At 59.4% G+C, this 20,955-nt stretch carries 21 protein-coding genes and 1 pseudogene; 18 read left to right on the forward strand and 4 right to left on the reverse strand.

What is annotated here, in order from left to right:
• The coding region (locus BMY49_RS03420) for a transposase (protein WP_143058108.1) at positions 1 to 134 on the forward strand (134 nt) is incomplete at its 5' end.
• Positions 135 to 301: 167 nt separating this feature from the next.
• Here the strand turns inward: BMY49_RS03420 and BMY49_RS03425 are convergent.
• Positions 302 to 502: pseudogene (locus BMY49_RS03425) on the reverse strand (twitching motility protein PilT); the annotation flags it as partial.
• A gap of 33 nt (positions 503 to 535) precedes the next feature.
• Here BMY49_RS03425 and BMY49_RS03430 point away from each other — a divergent pair.
• The 6 genes from BMY49_RS03430 (at position 536) to BMY49_RS03455 (ending at position 5,208) form a co-directional block, all read left to right on the forward strand.
• Positions 536 to 1,234: a YggS family pyridoxal phosphate-dependent enzyme gene (locus BMY49_RS03430; RefSeq protein ID WP_074211080.1), complete on the forward strand. Its 699-nt coding sequence runs from the start codon at positions 536 to 538 to the stop codon at positions 1,232 to 1,234.
• A gap of 88 nt (positions 1,235 to 1,322) precedes the next feature.
• A complete protein-coding gene (proC, locus tag BMY49_RS03435) occupies positions 1,323 to 2,150 on the forward strand; it encodes a pyrroline-5-carboxylate reductase (RefSeq protein ID WP_074211081.1) in 828 nt (275 codons plus the stop codon).
• A 100-nt stretch (positions 2,151 to 2,250) separates the two neighbouring features.
• Positions 2,251 to 2,844: a YggT family protein gene (locus tag BMY49_RS03440; RefSeq protein WP_058578303.1), complete on the forward strand. Its 594-nt coding sequence runs from the start codon at positions 2,251 to 2,253 to the stop codon at positions 2,842 to 2,844.
• Between the two features lie 73 nt (positions 2,845 to 2,917).
• A complete protein-coding gene (gene metX, locus BMY49_RS03445) occupies positions 2,918 to 4,114 on the forward strand; it encodes a homoserine O-succinyltransferase MetX (RefSeq protein WP_062360578.1) in 1,197 nt (398 codons plus the stop codon).
• Entirely contained in the window at positions 4,114 to 4,710 is a 597-nt protein-coding gene (gene metW, locus BMY49_RS03450; RefSeq protein WP_044629493.1) for a methionine biosynthesis protein MetW, read from the forward strand. Before metX ends, metW begins: the two co-directional genes overlap by 1 nt.
• Before the next feature lie 36 nt (positions 4,711 to 4,746).
• Positions 4,747 to 5,208, forward strand: coding sequence for a DUF4426 domain-containing protein (locus tag BMY49_RS03455; protein WP_044629492.1), 462 nt, complete (start codon positions 4,747 to 4,749; stop codon positions 5,206 to 5,208).
• Here the strand turns inward: BMY49_RS03455 and sfsA are convergent.
• Complete coding sequence (gene sfsA / locus BMY49_RS03460) at positions 5,205 to 5,933, reverse strand: DNA/RNA nuclease SfsA (protein WP_089674850.1); 729 nt, start codon at positions 5,931 to 5,933, stop codon at positions 5,205 to 5,207. The genes BMY49_RS03455 and sfsA overlap by 4 nt on opposite strands.
• Positions 5,930 to 7,090: an aminotransferase class I/II-fold pyridoxal phosphate-dependent enzyme gene (locus tag BMY49_RS03465; RefSeq protein ID WP_089674851.1), complete on the reverse strand. Its 1,161-nt coding sequence runs from the start codon at positions 7,088 to 7,090 to the stop codon at positions 5,930 to 5,932. Before BMY49_RS03465 ends, sfsA begins: the two co-directional genes overlap by 4 nt.
• 186 nt (positions 7,091 to 7,276) lie before the next feature.
• On the opposite strand from BMY49_RS03465, the gene dksA reads away from it, so the two are divergent.
• From dksA to BMY49_RS03515, 11 genes are all read left to right on the forward strand, one after another.
• Complete coding sequence (dksA, locus tag BMY49_RS03470) at positions 7,277 to 7,714, forward strand: RNA polymerase-binding protein DksA (RefSeq protein WP_044629489.1); 438 nt, start codon at positions 7,277 to 7,279, stop codon at positions 7,712 to 7,714.
• A gap of 118 nt (positions 7,715 to 7,832) precedes the next feature.
• Positions 7,833 to 8,732 (forward strand): tRNA glutamyl-Q(34) synthetase GluQRS, encoded by a 900-nt coding sequence (gene gluQRS, locus BMY49_RS03475; protein WP_089674854.1) that lies wholly within the window; start codon positions 7,833 to 7,835, stop codon positions 8,730 to 8,732.
• A 1-nt stretch (position 8,733) separates the two neighbouring features.
• The gene (locus BMY49_RS17375; protein WP_044629487.1) at positions 8,734 to 8,910 is read left to right on the forward strand and encodes a hypothetical protein; all 177 of its coding nucleotides are present in this window, start codon (positions 8,734 to 8,736) and stop codon (positions 8,908 to 8,910) included.
• Entirely contained in the window at positions 8,900 to 11,845 is a 2,946-nt protein-coding gene (locus BMY49_RS03480) for an ATP-binding protein (RefSeq protein ID WP_089674856.1), read from the forward strand. Before BMY49_RS17375 ends, BMY49_RS03480 begins: the two co-directional genes overlap by 11 nt.
• Entirely contained in the window at positions 11,823 to 13,205 is a 1,383-nt protein-coding gene (locus BMY49_RS03485; RefSeq protein WP_089674858.1) for a sigma-54-dependent transcriptional regulator, read from the forward strand. The genes BMY49_RS03480 and BMY49_RS03485 overlap by 23 nt, the downstream gene beginning before the upstream one ends.
• An 897-nt stretch (positions 13,206 to 14,102) precedes the next feature.
• Positions 14,103 to 15,491, forward strand: a complete 1,389-nt coding sequence (pcnB, locus tag BMY49_RS03490) for a polynucleotide adenylyltransferase PcnB (protein WP_089674860.1) — start codon at positions 14,103 to 14,105, stop codon at positions 15,489 to 15,491.
• Positions 15,484 to 16,011 (forward strand): 2-amino-4-hydroxy-6-hydroxymethyldihydropteridine diphosphokinase, encoded by a 528-nt coding sequence (folK, locus tag BMY49_RS03495; protein ID WP_062360566.1) that lies wholly within the window; start codon positions 15,484 to 15,486, stop codon positions 16,009 to 16,011. Before pcnB ends, folK begins: the two co-directional genes overlap by 8 nt.
• Positions 16,012 to 16,165: 154 nt before the next feature.
• Entirely contained in the window at positions 16,166 to 16,957 is a 792-nt protein-coding gene (gene panB / locus BMY49_RS03500) for a 3-methyl-2-oxobutanoate hydroxymethyltransferase (protein WP_062360564.1), read from the forward strand.
• A gap of 21 nt (positions 16,958 to 16,978) precedes the next feature.
• The gene (gene panC / locus BMY49_RS03505) at positions 16,979 to 17,839 is read left to right on the forward strand and encodes a pantoate--beta-alanine ligase (RefSeq protein ID WP_089674864.1); all 861 of its coding nucleotides are present in this window, start codon (positions 16,979 to 16,981) and stop codon (positions 17,837 to 17,839) included.
• A gap of 33 nt (positions 17,840 to 17,872) precedes the next feature.
• Entirely contained in the window at positions 17,873 to 18,253 is a 381-nt protein-coding gene (gene panD / locus BMY49_RS03510; protein ID WP_009723730.1) for an aspartate 1-decarboxylase, read from the forward strand.
• A gap of 212 nt (positions 18,254 to 18,465) precedes the next feature.
• Positions 18,466 to 19,644: an acetyl-CoA C-acetyltransferase gene (locus BMY49_RS03515; protein ID WP_089674866.1), complete on the forward strand. Its 1,179-nt coding sequence runs from the start codon at positions 18,466 to 18,468 to the stop codon at positions 19,642 to 19,644.
• Positions 19,645 to 19,718: 74 nt separating this feature from the next.
• Here the strand turns inward: BMY49_RS03515 and BMY49_RS03520 are convergent, their stop codons facing one another.
• The gene (locus BMY49_RS03520; RefSeq protein ID WP_089674868.1) at positions 19,719 to 20,888 is read right to left on the reverse strand and encodes an MFS transporter; all 1,170 of its coding nucleotides are present in this window, start codon (positions 20,886 to 20,888) and stop codon (positions 19,719 to 19,721) included.
• Positions 20,889 to 20,955 lie beyond the last annotated feature (67 nt).

Here is a 20,955-nt window from a genome sequence, read left to right on the forward strand (position 1 = left end):
TCTTCGGGATCATCAAACACGTGATGGGGTTCCGGCAGTTCTCGCTACGCGGACTGGATAAGGTCAGCGGCGAGTGGCGATTGGCCACCATGGCGTGGAATATCAAGCGGATGCACCGGTTGACGGCGGGCTGAGGGCTCGCCGCGCCCAACCGGCCAGCAGGCAAGGCGTCAGAACCGCCTTGCAGAAGCTGAGGGGCAGGTTAAGAGCCACACAACAGCACCAACACCAACACCAACACAGGGGGGGGTGAAGAACCCACGCCTCAGCTCATCCATTAACCTCAAGTCCGACAGACTGCTAGGTGCTCTTCATAGTCGCGGCGCTGCCGATCGTTCATGATGTCGTAGATCAGCCGCCGAACGTCGCTGTTCTCCATGGCGGGCACATTAAGCCGACGAATATCGCCATCAACACGTATCATGGGAGGCAGACCCGCCGAAAGGTGCAAGTCGGATGCATTCTGCTTTGCCGAGAATGCCAGCAGTTCGGTAATATCCATCTCTCTTTCCCAGCTGCGGTAAGGTGCTTGAGTATGACAGACAACGCGCTCCCCGAGTCACTTGCATCTGCGCGTGAACGCCTGCGCCGGGCGCTTGAGGATGCCGGACGCTCGCCCACCAGCGCCACCCTGCTGGCGGTGAGCAAAACCAAGCCCGCCGAGATGCTGCGCGAAGCGTGGCAGCACGGCCAGCGCGAGTTTGGTGAAAACTACCTGCAAGAGGCGCTGGATAAACAAGCGGCGCTTGAGGATCTTGACGGCATTGTGTGGCACTTCATTGGCCCACTGCAATCGAACAAGACCCGCGCTGTGGCCGAGCAGTTTGCCTGGGTACACAGCGTTGACCGGTTAAAGATCGCCAAACGCCTGAGCGAACAGCGCCCGGCAGCGTTACCGCCGCTAAACGTATGCCTGCAGGTCAATATTAGCCGCGAGGCCACGAAATCCGGCGTGCTGCCCGAGGGTACCTTGGCACTGGCCCAAGAGATTGCCGCCCTGCCAGGCCTCGCCCTGCGCGGGCTGATGGCGATTCCCGCCCCGACGGAGACGCTAGAAGCACAACGCCAGCCGCTGGCAGCGCTGCGCCAGCTATTAGAAGAGCTCCAAGCGGCACTGCCTGAAGCACCGCTGGATACGCTCTCGATGGGTATGAGCGACGATTTAGAAGCGGCTGTCTTAGAAGGCGCCACGCTGGTACGTTTAGGCACCGCCATTTTTGGCGCTCGGGGCTAACTACGGTTCACACAGCACGCGGCTCACACAACTCACGGTTTACTTTACACGCTGCAAGACGCAGCCATTTGCGAAAAAGGATACCCCCATGGCGAGCAAGATCACCTTCATTGGCGCAGGCAATATGGCCGGTGCCATTATCGGCGGCCTGATCGAAAGCGGTGTCTCACCTAGCGACATCACCGCCACGGCCCCCAACGAAAGCGAACTGGCTCCGCTGAAGGCGCGCCTGGGTATTCATACCCACACCGACAACAGTGCAGCGGTTAACGGTGCAGATGTGGTCGTGCTGGCGGTCAAACCGCAGATCATGCGCGGCGTTTGTGAAGCCCTGCGTGAAAGCGTTCAGCAGCAGGCGCCGCTGGTAATTTCCATTGCTGCAGGCCTGGATGCCAACACCATCGACCAGTGGCTGGGCGGCGGCAACGCCCTGGTGCGTTGCATGCCCAACACCCCGTCACTGGTCGGCATCGGTGCCAGCGGCCTGTACGCCAACGCGGCGGTCAGCGATGCCCAGCGCACCCTCGCCACGCAGCTAATGGAAGCCGTGGGTATTGTCGAGTGGGTCGAGGAAGAGCGTTTACTAGATGCGGTGACCGCGGTTTCCGGCAGCGCCCCGGCTTACTTCTTCTTAATGTTTGAAGCCATGGAAGAGGCCGCCGTGAAGCTCGGCCTGCCTGCTGAAACCGCCCGCCGCTTGGCCATTCAAACCGCCCTAGGCGCGGCTACTATGGCCCAGCGCAGCGATAAAGACCCGGCCACGTTGAAGCAGAACGTGATGTCGCCGGGCGGCACCACCGAGCGCGCTATTGCGCATATGGAAGATGCGCACCTGCGCACGATCATTGCCGACGCCATGCAGGCCTGCGCCGCGCGCGCCGATGCCATGTCCAAAGAGCTAAGCGGTAACGATTGAGTCTTACGTAGGCAACCGACCGTGAATCACACCATAAGAACGAGATGAACTGCAGGCACGCCGCTCATCTCAAGAACGACATTTTTTAGGAGAAGCCGCAATGGGAAGTCAATTAGGCAGCGCCGGGTTAATGCTGGTGAACTCGCTGATCAATATTTATCTGTTTCTGTTAATGCTGCGCTTTTTGCTGCAGGCATCCCGGGCGGATTACTACAACCCGCTCAGCCAGTCGGTGGTGAAAATCACCCAGCCTGTTGTTGGTCTGTTTCAAGGCTTCCTCGGCCCCGTGGGTGGGCGCTTTGACCTCGCCACGCTGGCGGCCGGTTTCGTGCTGAAAGTCGTCAGTATGATTGCCATTTTCATGGTGATCGGCGTGGGTATGCCGCCCATTGCAGGGCTGCTGATTGCTGGGGTGGCCGCGCTGGCCAACGCCATCTTGAAGATCTACTTCTTTGCCATGATCGTGATGATCATTCTGAGCTGGGTCGCGCCGAATGCCAGCCACCCCGGCGCGCTGCTGGTGATGCAGTTGGTCGAGCCGATCATGGCTCCGGTGAGAAAGGTGATTCCGCCGCTAGGCATGATTGATCTTTCGCCGATCGTGGTCTTTATCGCCATTAACCTAGTAGACGGCTTAGTGGTTGGCTCGCTGATCCGCGCGGCGGGCATCTCGGGCGCACTCGTAGGCCTATAAAGGCCCTATCGACTCGACTATCGCCCCGAGCTTACTTTTTGCAGGACTTATTTTTGCAGGACTAGCGCTTTCGATGCCTGATTCAGACACTCTTGCTTATGACGACCGGCCAGCGGACTCCGTTGGCCTTGTGACCCCTCACGTGGTTAAGTTCGAGACGCCGCTGCCGCTTGCCTGCGGCAAGACGCTGCCGGAGTACGAACTAATCTATGAGACCTACGGCACGCTGAACGCCGAGCGCTCAAACGCGGTGCTGATTTGCCACGCACTGTCGGGGCATCATCACGCTGCGGGCTACCACACGGCCGAGGATCGCAAACCTGGCTGGTGGGATGCCCATATCGGCCCCGGCAAATCCATCGACACCAATCGCTTTTTCGTGGTGTCGCTGAACAACCTAGGCGGCTGCCACGGCAGTACTGGCCCGGCGAGCCATAACCCGGACACCGGCCGCCAGTGGGGTCCTGACTTCCCCGTGGTCACGGTGAGCGATTGGGTCACCAGCCAAGCGCGCCTCGCCGATCATCTGGGCATTGAGCGCTGGGCAGCGGCAGTGGGCGGCAGTTTGGGCGGCATGCAGGTGCTGCAGTGGACGATCACCTACCCCGAACGGGTTGCCAATGCCGTCGTCATTGCGGCCACGCCGCGCCTCTCGGCGCAGAACATCGCCTTCAACGAGGTCGCCCGCCAAGCCATCCGCTCAGACCCGGAGTTCTTCGACGGCTGGTACGCCGAGCACGACACCGTACCCAAACGGGGGCTGAAGCTGGCCCGCATGGTCGGGCATATCACCTACCTCTCCGAAGATGCCATGGGCAGCAAGTTTGGCCGCGACCTGCGCAGCGACGACTTGAGTTTTGGCTTCGACGTCGAGTTTCAGGTGGAGTCGTACCTGCGCTATCAGGGCGATACCTTCTCGACCGCCTTTGATGCCAATACCTACCTGCTAATGACCAAAGCGCTGGACTACTTCGACCCGGCGGCCAGCTGCGACGGCGATCTTGCCTGCGCCTTGGCACCAGCGCAGTGCCCCTTTTTGATCGTCAGCTTTACCACCGATTGGCGCTTCCCGCCGTCGCGCTCCCGGGAGTTGGTGGATGCACTAACGCGCGCGGGCAAATCGGTGAGCTATGCCAACATTGAATCGCCCCACGGGCACGATGCCTTCTTATTGCCAGAACCGCGTTACCAAGCGCTGTTCAGCGCCTTTATGGGCCGCGTCGCACGAGAGCAGCACATCGACGCCGCAGGCGCGGAGGAGACACGCTAATGCGCACGGATCTTGAACTGATTTACGACTGGGTTCCCCAAGGTGCACACATCCTTGACCTCGCCTGCGGCGACGGCGTTTTGCTGGAGCGGCTGGCCCAAGAGAAAGGCGTGACCGGCTACGGGTTGGAGATCGACCCCGACGGTATCACCCAGTGTGTGGCGCGCGGCGTCAACGTCATCGAGCACAACCTGGACGATGGCCTGAGTAGCTTCTGCGACAATAGCTATGACCAAGTCATCATGACCCAGGCACTGCAAGCGCTGCGCCGCCCGGATAAGATGCTTGATGAAATGCTTCGAGTAGCCGAGGAGGGCATCATCACCTTCCCTAACTTCGCCTACTGGCGTCACCGCATTCACCTGGGGCTGCGCGGCTACATGCCGGTATCGAAATCGCTGCCCCACGCGTGGTACGACACCCCCAATATCCACCTCTCGACGTTTAACGACTTCGAGCATCTATGCAAAGAGAAAGGCTTGGTGATTGTTGACCGTGCCGTAGGAGTGGGCGACCACAAGGGGCACTGGACCTCGAAGTGGTGGCCGAACCTGTTTGGTGAAATCGCCATTTTCCGAGTGCGCCGACGCGCCTAATACCGCACTTACCTCACCCATGAGAGGAGACACGCTATGGCTATCGCGACACTGCGACGCTTTTCACTGCTAACGCTGCTAATGGGGACGCTGCTCAGCGCCACCCAGGCAGCGGCCGAGCAGATGGTGCGAGTGGGCGAGTACGAAATCCACTACAACGCCATTGAAACGCGCTTTCTCACACCAGAAGTGGCGCAGGCGAACAGTATCCAGCGCAGCATCGGGCACGGCTTAGTGAATGTCAGCGTGCGCGAGCGTCAGCCAGATGGCACCACGCGACCGGTCAACGCTAGCGTTGAAGGCTACGTTAGCGACCTCACCGACACCCGCGAACCGCTCAGCTTTCGCACCGTGCACGATGGCGATGCCACCTACCATCTGGCCACGTTCACGCTGCGCCAAGACGAGCCGATGCGCTTCAATCTCGACGTGCGCTACGACCGCAATGAAAACCCCGAGCCGGTGAGCTTTATCCAGCGCTTTTATATCGAACGCTAACCCCGTACCGGTAGCGCCCGCGCCAAGCGGGCCGCTACCGGTACGCCCTGCTGCCATTCCACCGTGACGCCGTACGCCAACACTTCCACGCCCGCCTCTACCGCATCGGCTAACGCTGCCGCATAGGTAGGGTCGATATGCGTCGCCGGTGCCACGTCCGCAATCCCCTCATGGGCCACGCAAAACAGCAGCACCGCCCGCTTACCCTGCTCAGCCAGCGCAGCCAACGCGTGCAAATGCTTGGTGCCGCGCACGCTCACGGAGTCGGGAAAGTAGCCATGCCCATCCGCCTCTTTCAGCGTGACTTGCTTGACCTCCACATAGGCAACCCCCTTCTCAGGGTCATCCAAGCGAAAATCGAGCCGCGCTTCGCCGACCTTTACCTCGCGCTTTAACGTTCGATAGCCCGACAGCGGCGGTATATCTCCGGCCTCAATGGCACTTTCGACCCATCGATTAGCACGGCCTGTGTGCACCGATGCCAGCGCCGTTCCACCATCTGGCTCGGGCAGCTCTATCCACTCCCAGGTCCACCCAAGCTTGCGTTTAGGGTTATTACTGGGCGACAGCCATACACGGCAGCCGGGTACGTTCACCGCCTTCATCGAGCCAGTATTCGGGCAGTGGGCCACCACTTCCTCACCGCTGTCCAGGCGGACATCGGCCAGAAAGCGCTTATAGCGGCGCAGCAGAATGCCGGGCACCAGCCCTGGATAGGTCATCATAAGCGGCTCACAAAACGCGCGATGCGCACCACCGCCTCCTGCAGACGTGCCACGTCGTTGGTGAACGCGATGCGCACATGATGCTCGCCGCCCTGAACCGCAAAGTCGATGCCGGGGGTGATGGCGACGTTCTCCTCCACCAACAGGCGCTCGCAGAACGCTTGACTGTCGCGGCTGTAGCGGGAGATATCCAGCCAGAGATAGAACGCCCCCTGGGGTGGTAGATCAGGCGCAAGCCCTAGCTCGGCCAGGCCATCCAGCAGCACCTGGCGACGCTGTTTGAGGGTGGCGCGACGGGTTTCCAGAATATCCCGACACTCGGGAGTAAACGCTGCCAGCGCCGCATGCTGGGAAGGTGTTGGCGCGGCAAGGAACACATTTTGTGCCAGCCGAGTCAGCGGCTCGACAGCCTGTTCTGGCGCCACCAGCCAGCCCAATCGCCAGCCGGTCATGCCGAAGTACTTGGAGAAACTATTCACCACAAAGGCGTCATCCGACAGCGACGTGGCCGATAGCGGCGCGTCATCGTAATTCAGCCCCTGGTAAATCTCATCGACGATGACATCACCGCCCTTGGCGGCTACCGTGTCGCTCACCTTCGTGAGCGCCTCGGCATCCAACGTATGCCCGGTAGGGTTGGAAGGGCTTGCCAACATCGCTAACCGCGTCTTGGCCTGCCAGTGCCGCTCAATCAGCGGCGCGGTGAGCTGCCAACCGCTGTCACGCCCAACGGGCACGGTATCAATTTCCGCGCCCGCCAGGGCCATAAAGTGGCGGTTACAGGGGTAATTAGGGTCGGCCATTAATACCCGGTCGCCGCATTCGACCAACAGTTGGCTAGCCAGCAGCAGCGCGCCAGAAGCGCCGGGTGTGACCAGAATACGCGCAGGGTCCACCTTGGCATTAAAGTGTTCGGCATAGTGCCCAGCGATGGCTTCACGTAACGACGCCAAACCGGCAGCGGGGGTGTAGCGCGTTTTTCCCTCGGCAAGCGCCTGCTGACCCGCCGCCACAATGGGTGCGGGAGTGGCAAAATCAGGCTCTCCCACTTCCAGATGAATCACGTCATGCCCAGCCGCCTCACGTGCCTGAGCCATTTCTAGTAAGTGCATCACGCGAAAAGGCGCAACGTGATCGACACGCGAATTCCAGGCCATAACGGCTCCTTCACCTAGCAGTAGTTAAACCATGACGCAGGTCGCACACGATGTGGGACCATGGTCGAAAGCGCACTATTATGCTTGCATCGCGCGCAATTTTCAGCTAAACAAGCATCCCTTTGGCGTGAGATCGTGACACACGCTCATGGTCGATCAGCAGTCACATACGTAAGGGGCACTCCCATGCCAGTAGCGGAAAAGAAACCGGAAGCGTCCAAGTCCTTCATCCCGTATGAGCCGGCACCGGGTGAAGAGTATATGAACGAGAAGCAGCTCGCGCACTTCCGCCAGCTGCTTCTGGACTGGAAACAGGACCTCATGGAAGAGGTGGATCGTACCGTACGCCACCTGCAGGAAGATGCTAACAACTACGCCGACCCCGCTGACCGCGCGACGCAAGAAGAGGGCTTTAGCCTTGAACTGCGTACCCGGGATCGCGAGCGTAAGTTGCTGAAGAAGATCAACGAAACCATCGAGAAGATCGACGAAGACGATTACGGCTTCTGCGAAGCCTGCGGCGTGGAAATTGGCATCCGCCGTTTGGAAGCACGCCCCACCGCCACGCTTTGCGTTGACTGCAAAACCCTGGCCGAGCTGAAAGAGAAGCAACTGGGCGGTTAAGTACCAAACGCCTCGTCATCCTAAGATGACAGCCAACGGGCACCCTTGAGGTGCCCGTTTTTGTTTGTCATCTTGTGCTCTTCTCATCGCTACGCAGTTTCCCAAACGACGGGTTGCCATGACCGCCACCACTCACTATCGAGGGCGCTTTGCCCCCACCCCTTCCGGGCCGCTGCACCTTGGCTCGCTGGTTGCCGCTTTAGGCAGCTATTTGGATGCCCGCGCCGCTAGCGGCCAGTGGCTGGTACGCATCGAAGATATCGACCCGCCACGCTGCCCAGAAGGCGCGGACAGCACTATTTTGCGCCAGCTAGAGGCCTTTGGACTAACGTGGGATGGGGAGGTGATATGGCAAAGCCATCGTCATGATGCCTACCAGCACGCGCTGGATCAGCTCGTTGAACAGGGGCTGGCGTATCCATGCAGTTGCTCGCGCAAGCAGTGGCAGGCCTTTGACATCTACCCCGGCTGGTGCCGAAACGGCGTGTGCGATGCCACCAAGCCGGTCGCATGGCGCTTGCGCAGCGACCTCGCCAAACGCCCCGTAGGTTGGAATGATCGGCTGTTCGGCGAGCAGCACTTCGACCCCGCCGAACTGGGCGACGTAGTATTAAAGCGCAAAGATCAATTATGGGCCTACCAGCTCGCGGTGGTGGTGGATGACGCCCACCAGGGCATTACCAATATCTTGCGCGGGTACGACCTGCTGGATAACACGCCTTGGCAGCAGCAGTTACAGGCAGCGCTAAGCCTACCAACACCTCGTTACCTGCACCTACCATTAGTGGTAACTACGGATGGCCAAAAGCTCTCCAAGCAGAACCTAGCACCCGCCCTAGCCGAAGAGAGCACCGGGATACGCCGCCAGCTCTTTCAGGCGCTGCAGCTACTCGACCAAGCGCCACCGCCAGCGCTTGTCGATGAATCGCCGGAAGCGCAACTACGCTGGGCAATAGAGAACTGGTCGGTGTCACGCCTGGCACCGCTTGCCCATCGCCCCACTCCACCGGAGCAGTAAGATGTACATCTACCGCATCATGCTATTTCTTGTGTTTGGCGGCTACCTGCTATCACCGCTGTTTATGGATGGCTGGGGCGACCCGAGCGTGGCCTGGTACCGCCCTTTTGCGATTTGGGGCGTCCTGATTGCCCTGACGCTATGGCTTGAGCAGAAGAGGAAGTTAGATGAACGCTGAGCTGATAGGCGTTGTATTACTGGGGCTTAGCTACCTGGGGCTGCTGTTTGGCTGCGGCATGGCCGTCGAGCGGGGCTGGGTGCCAGTGCGTATTACTCGCCACCCGATGGTGTATACCCTAGCGCTCGGCGTATACGCCAGCGCCTGGGCAATTTATGGCAGCATCGAATTAGCCGCGAATGCCGGGTTTGGCTACCTCGCTTACTACCTAGGGCCAGCGGGAGCTTTCTTACTCGCCCCTGTGCTGCTGGTACCGATTCAGCGCATTACTCGCACTTACCAGCTCTCTTCGTTGGCGGATCTGTTCGCCTTTCGCTACCGCTCCCGCTGGGCGGGAACGCTTGTCACGCTGCTTAGTCTGATTGCCGTACTACCGCTGCTGGGCATTCAAGTACACACCTTGAGCGACGCCGTGCAACTGCTAACCGGCAGCCGCTACAGCTCAGCGGTAGCGCTGCTGTTTTGCGCGGTCATTGCAGGCTGCGCCGTGCTGTTTGGCGCCCGCCACAGCCATCGGCACCGCCACGATACACTGCTGAGCGTCATCGCCTTCGAATCGGTGATCAAACTACTGGCCATGCTCGGGCTCGGTGCCATTGCCTTATGGTGGGTGTTTAACGGCCCTCAAGATTTACAGCGCTGGCTGGAAGGCCCGGGCGCGGCACTCCAGAGCGCCACCCCACAGCTAGAAGCCCCCCAGTGGCGCACGCTTCTGCTACTGTTTTTCGCGGCGGCCTTTATGATGCCGCACCTATTTCAGATCACCTTTGCCGAAAGCCTCTCTCGCCATACCTTGCTGCAGGCGAGCTGGACCTTGCCACTCTTTTTGCTACTGATGGCGCTACCGGTGCCGCTGATCTTATGGGCGGCGCAGTCGGCCAACGAGAGCGTGCCGCTCGCCGCTTACGCGGCGTATCTGATGACCGAGCACTGGTGGGTCGGCGCACTGGCGTTTATCGGCGGCCTAGCGGCCGCCAGCGGTACCATGATGATGATCGCGCTCGCACTCTCCGGCATGGTATTGAACCACATCGTGCTGGTCGCCCGCCCGCCAGAGGCGCGTAGCGACCTCTACGGTTGGCTGCTGTGGCTGCGCCGTGCGCTGGTAGGGGCCGTAATCTTCGGCGGTTGGCTATTTGCTGAAAGCGTCGGGCGTTACCACTCTCTCACTAGCCTTGGGCTGGCTGCCTTTGTGGGCATGGCCCAGTGCCTACCGGGGCTGCTGGCGCTACTTTACTGGCCCGGCGCGAACCGCAAAGGCATGATTGCTGGCCTTATCGGTGGTATTGGCGTCTGGCTATGGGGGCTGTGGCTGCCGTTGCTATTCGACATCACCATGCCCGCGCTCCCGTTCACTCTGCTGATGCCCGCCGATGCCCCCGCGTGGTACAACGCCACGCTGATTTCGCTAGCGGTGAATATCGTCCTGCTGATTGTGGTGTCGCTGTTTACGCGCATCTCAGAGGGCGAGCGTTCGGCGGCAGAAGCCTGCTCGGTGGATGCGGTCATCCGCTCGAAACGCCTACCGCTGGAAGCCGCCACGGCGGGTGACTTCCCCGCCCACTTAGCTCAGGCACTTGGTGATGAAGCCGCCAGTCGCGAGGTGGACCGCGCCTTAAAAGCGCTCAACCTGACCCCGCAAGAGCGCCGTCCCTATGCGCTGCGCCGTTTACGCGACCGCATTCAAGCCAACTTATCAGGGCTCATGGGGCCGTCGGTGGCGCGGGATATCGTGGATAGATACCTGCCCTATCGCCACGACGATGCTCCCGTCACCGATGATATTCACTTTGTAGAGAGCCGCTTAGAAGCCTACCGCTCGCGCCTCACCGGGCTTGCCAGAGAACTCGACGGGCTGCGCCGCCACCACCGTCAAACCCTAGCCTATCTGCCGGTGGGGCTGTGCGTTTTGGGCGACGACGATGAGCTTCTGATGTGGAACCAAGCGCTCTCCCAGCTCTCCGGCATCAGCGGCGAAAGCGTGATCGGCTCCCGACGCGACAGCCTGCCGCCGCCCTGGCCCACCCTACTGGGCAGCGTGCTGAATGCCAGCCAAACACCGCTGTACAAACAGGCGGTCACGCTGCACGGCAAAGACTACTTTTTGACGCTGCACAAAGCGGTGCTCAGCGGCCACGATAGTCGTGGCGGCAGCGTCATTCTGGTAGAGGATCACACCGAGATGAAATGGCTGGAAGAGGAGCTAGTGCACGCCGCGCGGCTCGCCTCCATTGGCCAGCTCGCCGCTGGTGTAGCCCACGAGATTGGCAACCCGATTACCGGCATCTCATCGCTGGCGCAAAACCTGCGCTACGACACCGAAGACCCGGCGCTGCTGGAAACCGCCGACCAAATTCAGCAGCTCACTCAGCGGGTGACTAAAATCGTCAACTCCCTGGTGGGATTTGCCCATGGCGGACGCCCCGCGCTACCGCTTCCCGCCGCGCCAGCATCGCTGAAAACGGTCAGCGAAGATGCGCTGCACTTGATCCATTTAGCCCGCTCAGGCGAGGATGTCACCTTTACCAACGCCTGCCCAAGTGACATTGTGGTGCGCGGTGATGCACAGCGCCTGACCCAAGTCATGGTAAATTTACTGAGCAACGCCAAGGACGCCTGCCAGCCACAGGGTACGGTACGTATTGAGGCAGGCACCCAGGCCAGCCACGCTTGGTGGCGCGTCGTCGATGACGGCCATGGGATTGATCCCAGCGTTAAACACCGTCTGTTCGAACCGTTCACCACCACCAAACCCCCGGGTGAAGGCACCGGACTTGGGTTATCGTTGGCGTATCAAATTATCAATGAGCACCAAGGCAAAATAGAGGTCGCTTCACCACCTCCCGGAAAGCCTCGCGGCACGGCCATTACGCTATGGCTACCGCTTTACCAACAGGATGATCACTTGCCCCATGCCCAGGATACTGATTGTTGAAGATGAAGCGATTATTCGCAGCGCGCTAAAGCGCTTACTGGAACGTCATCACTACAGCGTCAGCGAAGCGGCCAGCGCCGAAGAGGCCCGTACGCAGCCGCTCAGCGACTTTGACCTCATCATCAGCGACCTGCGCCTGCCGGGGGAGCCGGGCACGACGCTCATTGAGCTAGCGGCCCCCGCCCCGGTATTGATCATGACCAGCTACGCCAGCATGCGTTCGGCGGTGGATGCGCTCAAGCAGGGCGCCGTTGATTATGTTGCCAAGCCCTTCGACCACACCGAGCTATTGGAAACGGTTGAACGCATTCTGCATAAGCAGTCGATGCAGCAGGGCACGCCGCCTGATATCACCGACGGAGGTGGCGGCCGTCAAACCATGATTGGCGACTGCATCGCCATGCAGGAGGTTTACACGCGCATTCGTAAAACCGCGCCTGCGGACGTCACCGTGCTCATCCAAGGCGAATCAGGCACTGGCAAGGAGCTGGTCGCGCGCGCCATCCATCAGCAGAGCAAGCGCGCCAAAGCGCCGCTGATTTGCGTGAACTGCGCGGCGATCCCCGAAACGCTGATCGAGTCCGAGCTGTTTGGCCATGAGAAAGGAGCGTTTACCGGTGCCAGCGCGGCGCGCACCGGCTTGGTCGAAGCCGCCGACGGCGGCACGCTTTTTCTCGATGAAATTGGCGAGCTGCCCCTGGACGCCCAGGCGCGATTGCTGCGGGTACTGCAAGAGGGCGAAATCCGCAAAATTGGCTCCGTGGAAACCCGCCATGTGGACGTTCGCTTGATTGCCGCCACTCACCGTGACCTGCGCGCGCTTTCCAAAAGCGGCGAGTTCCGGCTTGATTTGTACTACCGGCTGAACGTGATGCAGATTGCCCTGCCACCGCTACGCGAGCGCGAAGATGACGTACTTAAAATCGCCGACATCCTGCTGGAAAAGGCCTGCAAGCGCCACGAGCGCCCCGGGCTGCGGCTCTCTAGAGCGGCTCGTCAGGATCTACGCGACTACCCCTGGCCCGGTAACGTGCGCGAGCTTGAAAATGCTCTGGAGCGCGGAGTTATTCTCGCCGAAGGGCATTTGATTCACCCCGATGATTTGGGACTTGGCCCGGCGACTAACCGACCTCACCCACCTGCCGTTAGCCCTGGGGCTTCCACAAATGACGACGCCACGACGGCTGACGAAGACGACCTTTCCCTCGAAGATTACTTCCAGCATTTTGTGCTGGAACACCAGGACCAAATGAGCGAAACCGAGCTGGCCCAGAAACTAGGTATTAGCCGTAAAAACTTATGGGAACGTCGCCAGCGACTGGGCATTCCGCGGAAAAAAACTGCCCGCCGCCAGAATTAGCGTACCGATTGGCTGTTTTTGCAGGGGCTACCCCCTGATCATAAGACTAACGTCCAATAGATTGATTTTCATAAGAAATACTCAAAATATCGTTACCCAGACACTGTTACCTTCCCACACAACGAAGCGAAAAATAGGGTCAAAAACGGGTAACACTTTCCCTTCCAATTAGTTCCCTGGCCCACCCAAAAATCGCCAAACCATTGAAATACATAACGTATCAAATGAGTGGCACGGCGAGTGCAATATTACTGGGTAAGAAGAACAAACTGGGCAGCGCGGTTAGTCGCTAACAAAAACAACATGACACCGCCCCGACCTGAGCCAAAACAAAAACAACAAGGCCAGGTAGAGATAACGGCACGAACAAGAACAACAGGCTTGAGTCTCATGACTTGCACGCGCAGCACAGGGTTACCTAGCGGAGCCAAGCAAACGCGCAGCAAACAATAACAATACACAGCAAGTGCCCAAATAAGGACGCGACGTACACAAGGTCTGCACCCAAACAACAACAATAGCAGCATAGGTGTACACCCCCGGAGCCAATAACAACTCGCCGGGAGAGAAAAGTTCGCGGTTGGATTATTGTTTTGAATACGAGGCGGTCGGAATCAGAGTGGTTCTTTACGCCTGCCGACTGCGGTGCGTATTCAGGGCGATGTGCCATCATGAATAAAAACAGCAGCATGGATGCTGATTGTCTGCTTTATAGGGGAGGCTCACGTAGCCTCCCCTTTCCGCGTTTACGGGTGGCATTGACATCAGGTCCGACGGCTCATTGCAAACCGCTCTTTGCAAGCCCCAGGGGGTCGGATACACTCAACCCTTTACCGTCCTCCATACGGTCACGTTTTTCGAAACTGTTTTCGATACACTGCGAGTCGATATCGCCGCATGTTTAAAGGATTTACCCGTTTATTACATAGCCCGGGAGAGCACTTGAAATCCCTGCTCGATTCCCCTGAGAGCGCCTCTGATGCGCTCAGTCCTCGTATTATTCCGCGCTCCGAGCATCCCGTCTCTCGTCAGCAAATCAGTGAAGCCGCGCTCAAGGTGCTGTACCGCCTCAATGGGGCTGGTTTCGATGCCTATCTTGTCGGTGGCTGCATTCGCGACGCGCTGCTGGGCAAAATGCCGAAAGACTTCGATGTTGCCACCAACGCAACGCCCGAGCAGGTGCGCGACCTATTTCGCAACTCACGCCTGATTGGCCGCCGCTTCCGCATCGTTCACGTGCGCTTTGGCCGCGAAGTCATCGAGGTGACCACCTTCCGTGGTAAACCCCAGGACGAGCACGGCGACCATATCGCTCACCAGTCGGACGATGGCCTGCTGCTGCGGGACAACGTGTGGGGCAATATCGAAGAAGACGCGCTGCGCCGTGACTTCACCGTCAATGCGCTCTACTACAATATTGCTGATTTCACGATCCACGACTTTGCCAACGGCGCGCGGGATATTGAGTCACGCACGCTGCGGCTGATCGGCGACCCCACGACCCGCTACCGTGAAGACCCGGTACGGATGCTGCGCGCGGTTCGCTTTGCAGCCAAGCTCGACTTCACCATCGAGCCCGCCACCGAAGCGCCGATGTACGACTTGGCGCCGCTGCTGCTGCAAATTCCACCTGCGCGCCTGTTTGATGAAGTGCTCAAGCTGTTTATGGCGGGCCACGGATTAATCACTTTCCGCCTGCTCAGCCATTACAATCTGTTTGGCATGCTCTTCCCGGAATCAGAAGAAGCCATGGCCGATGCCGCTTGGGCAGAAGAGCTGATTGAACAAGCGTTGACCAATACCGATAAGCGTATTGCTGACGGCCGTCCAGTCACGCCAGCGTTCTTATTAGCGGCTTTTTTATGGGCACCTGTGGCCCATCGCCAAGCGGCGCTTGAGCGCGAAGGTATGCCCGCCGTGCCTGCATTACAAACAGCAGCGCAAGAGGTTGTCTCGCGTCAGCTGCAGCATATTTCGATTCCCAAGCGCTTTGGTATCCCCATGCGTGAAATCTGGGAGCTGCAAGCACGCTTGCCGATGCGCCGGGGCAAACGGGCTTTCCAAACCCGCGAGCATCCGCGCTTCCGTGCTGCTTATGACCTCCTGTTGCTACGTGAACAGGCGGGTGAAATTCCCCGTGGGCTGGGCGACTGGTGGACGGCATTTCAGAAAGGCGATGAGCACGAACAGCTCCGCCTACTGCAAAAAGTCGGCAGCGATCCTGCCAGCCAAGGTGACCGCCGGCGCAAAAAACGCCGCAAGCCGCGGAAGGCGAACAGTGAATAACGCCATTCGTAGTTACATCGGCCTTGGTAGCAATTTGGAGAACCCCAAAGGTCAGGTGCAGCAGGCGCTTCAAGAGCTAGCTGCCCTGCCCTTGTCTCGGCTGGTGGCTAGCTCGTCACTCTACGCCACCCCCCCTGTAGGCCCTCAAGACCAGCCTGACTTTATCAACGCGGTCGCCTGCCTCGAGACGCATCTTTCGCCTTTGGCACTGCTGGATCAACTGCAGGCGCTGGAGCAGCGCCATCGCCGGCGGCGGCTGCGCCACTGGGGGCCGCGCACGCTGGATTTAGACCTGCTGCTCTACGGCGAACTCACGCTTCATCAGCCACGCTTGACCGTTCCCCATGGGCAGATGCACGCCCGCGCTTTCGTGTTAGTCCCACTGGTGGAAGTGGCCACAGCGCTTCAGCACCCCATCACCCTACATCAGCAGCCGCTTAATCACTGGCTAACAGCTGTAAATATGAGCGATATTCGGCACTTAAATGATACCGGCGTCACCGCGACTGCTACCATCTGACACAAATCTCGACACCACGCCCCCAATCAGGTAACAATTGCCGGTTACGCCACATCGCGCAGGCAGGGACGCTGCGATAATAATGGCCGAGCAAAGCAGGCGCGTCACACCCCCCTGCCGCATCGGCCCCATAAAGATTGAATGAGAGCACGCCATGAAAACCGTCACCCTGAGCACTCTGCAGGCGTATAAGCGCGCCGGTGAAACGTTCAGTTGCCTGACTGCTTACGATGCCTCCTTTGCCCATGCCGCTAGCGCGGCAGGTATTGATGTCCTACTGGTAGGCGACTCCCTGGGCATGGTTCTGCAAGGCCATAGCAGCACCCTCCCTGTGACTATTGACGACATCTGCTACCACACCCGCTGTGCAGCACGTGGCAAAGGCCACAGCCTGCTAATGGTCGACCTGCCGTTTATGAGCAACGCCACCACCGAGCGCTTGTTGGAAGATGGCGCGGCACTCATGCGCGCAGGTGCGGAGCTGGTGAAGGTAGAGGGCGAGGCGTGGATGGCCGACGGCATACGCGAACTGACGCGCCGTGGCGTACCGGTGTGCGCCCACTTAGGCTTAACGCCGCAAACCGTTTACCAGTTGGGCGGTTATAAAGTGCAGGGCCGCGAGGCCGAGCAGGCAGAAAAAATCATTAATGATGCCAAAGTGCTGGTCGAGGCGGGAGCGTCGGTCATCCTATTAGAGTGCGTGCCCGCTAGCCTTGGCAAAGCGGTTACCGACGCCCTCGATGTCCCAGTCATCGGTATTGGCGCAGGCCCGGATACCGACGGCCAGATTCTGGTAATGCACGACGTGCTGGGCGTTACCCATGGCCGCACACCGCGTTTTGTGAAGAACTTTATGGCGGACGCACACTCTATTCAAGGTGCGTTTGAGCAGTACCATGAAGCGGTCAAAACCCGCACGTTTCCCGCTCTGGAACACTGTTTTTAAGTGAGTGACAGCGAATCCCCTATGCGCACTTTGCGAGATATTAACGAGCTACGCGCCACTCTGCGCGACTATCGCCTAAAGGGCCAGCGCATTGCGCTGGTGCCTACCATGGGCAACCTGCACGCTGGGCATTTGGCACTCATTGCGACCGCCCGCCAGCATGCAGATGTGGTCGTCTCCAGTCTGTTTGTTAACCCAATGCAGTTTGGCCCTGGCGAAGATTTAGACGCCTACCCGCGCACGTTTGAAGCTGACCAGCGCCAGCTCACCGAAGCAGGCTGTGATCTGCTGTTTGCCCCGACAGTGAGCGCCCTTTACCCCAACGGCTTGGATGCGCAAACCCGTGTTCACGTGCCCGAGGTCGGCGAAGGGCTTTGCGGTGGCTCACGCCCTGGGCATTTTGACGGTGTCTCCACCGTAGTGAGCATGCTGTTTAACCTAGTGCAGCCAGATGTCGCTTGCTTTGGTGAAAAGGACTACCAGCAGCTGGCGGTGATCCGCAAGCTGGTGGCTGATCTGCACATGCCCATCGAGATTATTGGCGTGCCGATTGTGCGCGCCGACGATGGCTTGGCGCTCTCCTCACGTAATGGCTACCTCAGCGAGCAGGAGCGCGCCATAGCGCCCACGCTCTACCGTACGCTGTGCGAGCTACGTGATGCGCTGGCCCAAGGCGAATCCGCCGAACAGGTACTACAACGGGGTAAAACCGCGCTGTATGATGCCGGTTTTACGCCGGACTATCTTGAGCTGCGGGATGCCACCCTAAAACCTGTGGCGGTCTCCACGCGCCATGCCGTGCTCTTAGCCGCCGCCAAGCTCGGCCCAGCCCGGCTTATCGACAATCTCAGCGTGCAGCTTCCTAGCGCTGCCACTGACTAGCCCGTCAGGCTAGCTCTTTACCCAGGAGTTTCTATGCATACCATTATGCTCAAAGCCAAGCTGCACATGGCCCGCGTTACCCACGCCGTTCTCAATTACGAAGGCTCGTGCGCCATCGACGGCGAACTGCTGGATATGGCCGGTATCCGCGAAAATGAACAGATTCAGATTTATAACGTGGAGAACGGCGAGCGCTTCACCACTTATGCCATTCGTGGCGAAGAGGGGTCACGTTTGATCTCGATCAACGGCGCAGCGGCGCACCTAGCCTCGCCAGGGCACCGCATCATTATTTGCAGCTACGCCCACTACTCAGAAGCCGAACTTGAAAACCATCAGCCTGCGCTGGTGTATCTCCAAGAAGGCAACCACGTTAGCCATACCAGCAACGCCATTCCGGTCCAATTGGCATAAGCTAATCATCTGAGAATGCGTTGTTATTTAACGGGCCGTTGATCGGCCTGTTTTTATTTGCCAAAAAAGCGTATTGCCGCAATGCACAACCTTCCCCTATGCTGATAGCCAAGCCTGTCAATACACGCTAATAACGATGTTAATAACAACGGATAGGCAGCGACGTCTATCTGCCATAGGAACGATGCAACACTTACTCAAGGAGTCATCGTATGCAAGACGTGGTCATTGTGGCGGCACGCCGCACCGCCGTAGGTAGCTTTGGTGGATCACTCGCTGGTATTCCTGCCAGCGACCTGGGCGCACTAGTGATTAAAGATATTATGGCTTCCACTGGGGTGGCTCCTGCGCAAATCGATGAAGTGCTACTGGGCCAAGTGCTCACCGCAGGCGTTGGCCAAAACCCGGCGCGCCAAGCAGCCATCAAGGCAGGCCTGCCAGACACCGTACCGGCCATGACGATCAACAAAGTATGTGGCTCTGGCCTCAAAGCGCTGCACCTGGCGACTCAAGCCATCCGCTGCGGCGATGCCGAGATCGTGCTGGCCGGTGGTCAGGAGAACATGTCCGCCTCTCCCCATATTCTGCCGAACTCGCGCAACGGCCAGCGCATGGGCGACTGGAAGGCTATCGACTCCATGGTGCATGATGGCTTGTGGGATGCGTTCAATAACTACCACATGGGCATCACGGCCGAGAACCTGGCAGAGAAATATGGCATCACGCGAGAAGCCATGGACGAATTTGCCGCCACTTCCCAGCAAAAAGCTGCTGCCGCCATCAAAGAGGGCAAATTCAAAAGCCAGATTGTCCCGGTCGAGGTGCCGCAGCGTAAAGGCGACCCGGTGGTCTTCGATACCGACGAAAACCCTCGTGAAGTCACGGCAGACAAGCTGGCCGGGATGCGTCCTGCGTTCAAGAAAGACGGCACCGTGACGGCGGGTAACGCCTCGTCGCTGAACGACGGCGCGGCCGTGGTTATGCTCTGCTCGGCGGAAAAAGCCAAAGAGCTTGGCCTGGAGCCCCTAGCCCGCATTGCCGCCTACTCCAACGCAGGCGTCGACCCGGCCATCATGGGGATCGGGCCGGCCCCCGCCACCCGTCGCTGCCTAGAAAAAGCGGGCTGGAGCTTGGATGACCTGGACCTCGTTGAAGCCAACGAAGCCTTCGCTGCTCAAGCGCTGTCGGTCAATAAAGAGCTGGGCTGGGACACGTCGAAGGTGAACGTCAACGGCGGCGCCATCGCGCTAGGTCACCCTATTGGTGCGTCGGGCTGCCGCGTGCTGGTGACACTGCTCCACGAAATGATCGCCCGCGATGCCAAAAAAGGCTTGGCGACGCTATGTATTGGCGGTGGCCAAGGGGTTGCACTGGCGATTGAGCGTCCGTAACACCTCTTAAGCGGAACGTAGAGAGAGTGCCCCCGCCACGCGGGGGCATTTTTTTCACTGGTCTTGCCAAGCCATTAGCGACGCCTCTCCCCCACAATGCGCGAGGGTGTGCGCCATACCAATAGCATCCCCAGCAGAAACAGCCCTGATGCCGCCCACATGGCCATGGGCAGGCTGGTGGTATCAACCACTTGGCCACCTACCATGGCTCCCAGGCCAATCGACATGTTGAACACGAACGCCATTAACGCCGTGGCGGCTTCCGTATTGGGCGCCGTGCGTAGTATCCATGTCTGAATACTCACTGATACGCTGCCAAATACAGCACCCCACAGCATTAACAGCAGCACGCCACTGGTCGGCTCTACGCCTACCACCGGGAAGATCGCCACAACCACCAGCAGTACGCTAGGAATCGCGAGCACCGCACGGTACGGGTGACGGCCAGCAAACATCCCTGCAACGATATTGCCCAAAATCCCCGACGCACCGTACAGCAGCAGCAGGCTTCCGACATGGCGCTGCGCGACCCCGCTGATCTCTTGCAAAATGGGACTAATGAAGGTGTAGGCCGCAAAGTGACCCACCACAACAAACCCCGTGGTCAACACGGCTACCCGCACGCCACGATTCTTTAGCTGTTGCGCCAGCACCCGAAGCCGCACCGGCTCTCGGGGCGGCAGTGGCGGTAGCCAGCGCCAAAGCGCCAACGCCGTGAGCAAACTCAAGCCCCCCAAGGCACCAAAGGCCACACGCCAGTTACTGATATCACCCAGCAGCGTGCCCAGCGGCACGCCAAGCACCGAGGCCGCCGCCACGCCGCCAAAAATGATGGTCATGGCCCGCGACACCTGATCGCTAGGCACCAGACGTGGCGCAATACTGCCCGCAATGGCCCAAAAACCGCCGATACTGATTCCCACCAACACTCGCGCCGCCAACAGTAGGGCAAAGTTGCTGGCCATGGCGGAGAGCACGCTGCCCAGCACCATCACTGCCATCATCAGCGTCAGCATGATACGGCGATCGAGACGCCCTACCGCCACCGGCAGCAGCGGCGCTGAAAACGCCGCCACGACGCCGGGCACCGTCACCATCAACCCTGCCATACCTGGGGTCACGCCCATCGATTCTGCCACCTGAGAGAGCAAACCGATGGGTAGTTGCTCTGCGGTCACCAACAAAAAAATGCCGATCATCACGGCCACCACCGCCCACCAACGCGGCGATTCCTGCTGCTCCATGCTATGTCCTCACATTCCTGACCTATCAAAACGACACCGCCCCCACAGCCAAGGGCTGCGGGGGCGG

The organism is Vreelandella aquamarina (assembly GCF_900110265.1).
GTDB lineage: Bacteria > Pseudomonadota > Gammaproteobacteria > Pseudomonadales > Halomonadaceae > Vreelandella > Vreelandella aquamarina.